This window comes from Pengzhenrongella sp., assembly GCF_036565025.1.
Lineage (GTDB): Bacteria > Actinomycetota > Actinomycetes > Actinomycetales > Cellulomonadaceae > Pengzhenrongella.
The window spans coordinates 1-1,944 of sequence record NZ_DATCNW010000001.1 but is presented as its reverse complement, the minus strand read 5'-3'; the positions used below and the strand labels follow the sequence as shown (position 1 = coordinate 1,944).

Annotated in this window: 1 protein-coding gene and 1 pseudogene; both read left to right on the top strand. The window is 73.1% G+C overall.

Features of this window, described 5'->3' with window-relative positions; genetic code table 11:
• A pseudogene (locus VIM26_RS00010) lies at positions 1-276 on the top strand (L-aspartate oxidase); the annotation flags it as partial.
• 620 nt (positions 277-896) lie between these two features.
• Complete coding sequence (nadC, locus tag VIM26_RS00005; RefSeq protein ID WP_331948248.1) at positions 897-1,820, top strand: carboxylating nicotinate-nucleotide diphosphorylase; 924 nt, start codon at positions 897-899, stop codon at positions 1,818-1,820.
• Positions 1,821-1,944 lie beyond the last annotated feature (124 nt).

Here is a 1,944-nt window from a genome sequence, read left to right as displayed (position 1 = left end):
GGGCTGGCTCGCGCGGCCGCCGACCTCGCGGCCGTGCGGACCGACGCCCACGTCGCCGCCGGCGTCGTCGCGGCGCCGCAGGTCGCGGAGTGGGAGACCACGAACGTGCACCAGGTCGCGACCCTGCTCACCGAGGCCGCGCTGCTGCGCACCGAGAGCCGCGGCGGTCACTTCCGCTCCGACTTCCCCGCCCCCGACGACGCCTGGCGCCTGCGCCTGACCGCCCACCTCGACCCCGACGGCGAGCTCCGCATGATCCCCACCCCCCTGGACTGATTCCGGACCAGCGCGATCCGCGAGCCCGGTCTCGGTCGGGCATCGAGCGCCCACCCGTTCCCACCTGGAGCTGACCCAACCGACGAGCGATCCGCGCGAGTGCGGGCGTTTGGCTGTCTAAATCCCCGGATTGACAGCCAAACGCCCGCACTCGCGTGCGTGGCTGCGGAAGTTGGCGAGTTACGGGGGTTCTGGGATGCGGGACCGCCCGGGGCGGGCGTTCCCGCGGGAACGCCAACCGTGCGGATCTGATTCGGTTCCCTGAAATCGGCCCCTGCCCGTGCCCCCGCCCCTGCCTTGGCCGCGGCCTCCGCCAGCGACGCTTCGCGACGCCCGTGCCCGGGCTCGAGTTCGCCGTTTCGATGGTGAGTTCGCCGGTCTGAACCGGCGAACTCACCGGAAAACGGCGAACTCGAGCGAGCTCGCCTCCACCCCGCGGGCGAGCCGCTCATCACCCGCACCGACCCCACCAGACTCCGCAAGCTCTCGACTCCTTCGCGAGTGCGGCCGTTTGGCTGTCTAAATCCCCGGATTGACAGCCGAATGCCCACACTCGCGTGCGTCGCGATGGCTGGGGTCGGGGGATCGGGGTGGGGGCGGGCGGCCGGTAGCGTGTCCGGGTGACCTTCCAGTCGGCCTTTGCCGCTTCCGAATCGCTCGCAATTCCTGGGCTCGACCCCGGCTGGATCCGGGACGCCGTCGGGCGCGCGCTCGACGAGGACCTCGGGGCCGCCCCGGGGCGCGACGTGACCACGCAGGCCACGGTGCCGACCACGGCGACCGGCGTCGCGCACCTGGTCGCGCGCGAGGCCGGCGTCGTCGCCGGCCTCGTCGTCGTCGCCGAGGTGCTGAACCAGGTCGCGGAGCGCCTCGCGCTGCCGGTCGCCGTCGTCGACCTCGTGGTGCCCGACGGCGCCGCGGTCGGACCGGGCGAGGTCCTCGCGGTGCTCACGGGCCGGGTGCAGGTTCTGCTCGTCGCCGAGCGGACCCTGCTGAACCTGGCCAGTCGCGCGTCGGGCGTCGCGACCCACACCCGGCGCTGGGCGGACGCGCTCGCCGGCTCGGGGGCCCGCGTGCTCGACACCCGCAAGACCACCCCTGGGCTGCGCGCGCTGGAGAAGTACGCGGTGCGCTGCGGCGGCGGCACCAACAAGCGCCTCGGCCTGTACGACGTCGCGATGGTCAAGGACAACCACGTGGTCGCTGCCGGATCCGTCGCCGGAGCGGTCGCCGCGGTGCGCGAGCGGTTCCCGGACGTCGTCGTGCAGGTCGAGGCGGACACCCTGGACCAGGCGCTCGAGGCCGTGGCGGCGGGCGCCACCTTCCTGCTGCTGGACAACATGGCGACCCCGCTGCTCGCCCACGTGGTCGCCGCGGTCCGCGCCCTGGAGGCGACCCGGGGCCCCATCGAGCTCGAGGCGACCGGCAACCTCACGCTCGACCGCGCCGCGGAGGTCGCCGCGACCGGTGTCGACTATCTCTCCGTCGGCGCCCTCACCCACTCCTCCCCGATCCTCGACCTGGCCCTCGACCTCCAGCCCTGACCCCTCCCGCACATCCGGCTCCTCGTCGCGGGTAGCCGCCAGCTGTTCGTCCGTATTGAGCGGGTCGGGCAAAAAGACCCGCAGCGTCCGAGCGTTGACGTCCTATAGGACGTCAACGCTCGGA